This window comes from Brevundimonas diminuta ATCC 11568 (assembly GCF_000204035.1).
Lineage (GTDB): Bacteria > Pseudomonadota > Alphaproteobacteria > Caulobacterales > Caulobacteraceae > Brevundimonas > Brevundimonas diminuta.
This window is the reverse complement of record NZ_GL883086.1, coordinates 2,283,852-2,287,079: the sequence shown is the minus strand read 5'-3', so window position 1 is coordinate 2,287,079 and position 3,228 is coordinate 2,283,852. Positions and strand designations below refer to the sequence as shown.

Below are 3,228 nucleotides of genomic sequence, written 5' to 3'. Positions count from 1 at the left end.
CAGGCGCGCGTGCGCACGGCGCGTCGCGCGCTGGCGGCCCTGGGCTACGCCGAGGCGGTCACCTGGTCCTTCACCAAACAGTCGATCGCGACCCTGTTCGGCGGCGGGGACGAGCGTCTGGTGCTGGAGAACCCCATCGCGGCCGATCTGGACTGCATGCGGCCCACGGTCCTGCCGAACCTGATCCAGGCGGCGGCGCGCAACGCTGCGCGCGGCCACGCCGACGTCGCCCTGTTCGAGATCGGCCCCATCTATCTGGACGATCAGCCGAACGGCCAGCGCACCGTCATCGCGGGCCTGGCGGCGCCGCACGCCCACCGCCACTGGGGCGGGGCGGGGGAAGACCCCCTGTTTGCACTGAAGGGCGACCTGATGGCCGTGCTGGAAGAGATCGGCGCCCCGGTCGCCTCCCTGCAATTGGCGCAAGGGTCGAACCGAGACTGGTGGCATCCCGGCCGTTCGGCCCGGCTGCAGCTGGGGCCCAAGAACGTCATCGTTGAGTTCGGCGCCCTGCACCCGCGCGTGCTGAAGGCGCTGGACGCCGACGGTCCCATGCTGGCCTTCGAGATCGTGCTCGACTCCGTGCCGGAACCGCGCGGCCAAAAAGGGAAGAGTGGGGCGGGCAAGGCGCGCGGCGCGGCGGACCTGCCGAACCTGATGCCCCTGACCCGCGACTTCGCCTTCCTGATGGATGAAGCCAAGGCCGTGGGCGACCTGACCCGCGCCGTGGCGGGCGCCGACAAGGCCCTGATCGCCGAGGTGCGCGTCTTCGACGTCTATCGCGGCCAAGGCGTGCCTGAAGGTCAGAAGTCGGTGGCGATCGAGGTCGAGGTCCAGCCCCGCGCCGCCACCCTGACCGAAGCGGAGATCGAGGCCCTGACGGCCAAGATCACGTCTGCTGCGACCAAGGCCGGCGGAACTCTGAGAAGCTGAACATGACGGACAAGAAGCCCTGGGCCGAGACCCAGTTCGAACGGAACCTGTTCCGCGCGCGCTGGTTGATGGCCCCCTTCTATCTCGGCCTGGTGCTGGCCCTGGTGATGCTGCTCGTCGTCTTCGTGCGGGAGCTGTTCTACTACCTGCCGCAGGCCTTCATCGTCGGCGACGGCCACATGACGTCCGACACCGCCATCCTGGCCATCCTCAGCCTGGTGGACCTGTCGTTGGCGGGCAATCTGCTGCTGATCGTCCTCTATTCCGGCTATGAGAATTTCGTCTCCAAGCTGGATCTGGACGAGAACCACGTGGACCGCCCGCCGTGGATGGGGTCGGTGGATTTCTCGGGCCTGAAGATGAAGCTGATCGCCTCCATCGTGGCGATCTCGGCCATCTATCTGCTCAAGAGCTTCATGAACATCGGCAAGCCGGGTCATCCGCTGGATGAGGCGGCGCTGATGTGGGCGGTGATCATCCATCTGACCTTCATCGCCTCGGGGGTGCTTCTGGCGCTGATGGACTGGATCGCGGCCAAGACCGACAAGCACTGACAGCCCGGCGGATTTCCGGTCTGCATGACGCAGGCTTGATCCGCCGGAACGCTTTAAGGGGGCGCGGGCAATCTTCGGTTAACCTTAAAGCCCCAAGGCTGCCGTAAAAGGCAGGGACGGTAGGCCAAGCCCGCGACGACGGGCGGACCGTCCTTAGCCGGGAGCCTTGATTATGCACCGCCGCCAACTGATCCGCACCAGCCTCGGTATCGCCGCCGCCGGCGCCCTGCCCGCCGGCCTCGGCGCTTGCGCCAGCCGCCCGCCCGCCGATCCCAACTATCCGATCGCGTCCGATCAGCGGGCCCAGGCCTACACCTTTGACGAACTGGTCACCGCCGGCTCGCGGGAACTGGGCATCGCCGCCGAGGCTGTAGGCGGCGCCATCGAACGCATCTTCGCCGAACAGGGCGACCGCCCCACCGCCTATATCGCGGGCGAGGAAGGCGCGGGCGCCGTGGTGGCCGGTCTGCGTTACGGCCGCGGAGCCCTGCACATGAAGGATCTGTCGGCCTCGCAGGAAGTGTTCTGGCAGGGCGCCTCCATCGGCTGGGATTGGGGCGGCAACGCCAGCCGGGTGTTCACCCTGGTTTACGGCCTCTATCACCCGGACATGCTCTATCGCCGCTATCCGGGCGTCGAGGGTTCGGCCTATCTGGTCGCCGGTCTGGGCGTGAACTATCAGCGCGCGGACGGCATCGTCCTGGCCCCGATCCGCACCGGCGTCGGCGTGCGTCTGGGCGCCAACGTCGGCACCATGAGCTACAGCCGCCAGCGCAACATCCTGCCTTTCTGACCCTCAGAAACAGACGAAATCACTCTTGGTGACGGTCGCCACCTGGCCTGGGCCGCAGGTGGCGATTGCTTTACGCGCCTGAGCCCGCACGCCTGTGGTTTGCTGAGCCGCCGCTGCGAAGGCGCCGAGGCCCACGGCGCTGCAAGCCAGTATAGCCGCCATATATAGCGGCAAAGTCCGTGACATCTTCATTGCTCGGCGCACCAGTTTAAACGCCTAACCTAACGCAGGTCTTCGAGTTCGTCGCCCCTGATGATCGCCTCCAGCCCTTCGCGGTAGGAGGGATAGCGGGGACGCCAGCCCAGTTCGGCCTTGGCGCGGGCGTTGGAGATGCGCTTGGAGTCCAGGTAGAAGCGGCGCATGGCCTCGCTGACCTCGGGGGCGGTCCAGTCGACCTCAGGCGGGCGCGGCAGCTTCAGGCGTTCAGCCGCCCAGGCGGTGACGACGTCGGCGGAGGTCGGCTCGTCGTCGGTCAGGTTGTAGACGCCGCCGGGGCGCGGCCGGTCCATGGAGGCGAACAGGCCCGAGACGACATCGTCCACATGGATGCGGTTGAACACCTGGCCGGGCTTTCTCACCAGGCGGGCGGTTCCGGCGCGCAGGCGGTCGATGACGCTGCGGCCGGGGCCGTAGAAGCCGGGCAGGCGGAAGATTTGCAGCGTCAGCCCCATGCCCTGCGCTCCGTCCAGCCAGTCGCGTTCGACGCGGGCGCGACGGGCGCCTTCCAGAGTGGCGGCGTTCAGCGGATCGCCCTCGAAGGCCCAGCCGCCCGCCCGGTCGCCGTAAACGGCGGTGGAGGAGACATAGCCGATCCAGTCGGGCCAGGCGTCAGCGGACAGGGGCGTTAGGGCGCGCAGGGCCGGGCAGCCGTGGGCGTCGGGCGGCGTGGTGATCAGAACAGCCTGAGCGGCCGCCAGGGCCGCGCCCAAGGCCTTGGCGTCGGCCGGA

The 3,228-nt window shown here is 68.1% G+C and carries 4 protein-coding genes; 3 read left to right on the top strand and 1 reads right to left on the bottom strand.

What is annotated here, in order from left to right:
- The 3 genes from BDIM_RS15000 to BDIM_RS14990 all read left to right on the top strand — a co-directional run.
- Positions 1–933: phenylalanine--tRNA ligase subunit beta-related protein (locus BDIM_RS15000; protein WP_040346369.1), on the top strand; the 933-nt coding region annotated here is incomplete at its 5' end.
- A gap of 2 nt (positions 934–935) precedes the next feature.
- Complete coding sequence (locus tag BDIM_RS14995; protein ID WP_003166428.1) at positions 936–1,487, top strand: TIGR00645 family protein; 552 nt, start codon at positions 936–938, stop codon at positions 1,485–1,487.
- 172 nt (positions 1,488–1,659) lie between these two features.
- A complete protein-coding gene (locus BDIM_RS14990) occupies positions 1,660–2,280 on the top strand; it encodes a DUF1134 domain-containing protein (RefSeq protein WP_003166427.1) in 621 nt (206 codons plus the stop codon).
- A 221-nt stretch (positions 2,281–2,501) separates the two neighbouring features.
- On the opposite strand, the gene BDIM_RS14985 is transcribed toward BDIM_RS14990, so the two are convergent.
- A partial coding sequence (locus tag BDIM_RS14985; RefSeq protein WP_040346368.1) for a Rossmann-fold NAD(P)-binding domain-containing protein occupies positions 2,502–3,228 on the bottom strand: 727 nt, incomplete at its 5' end.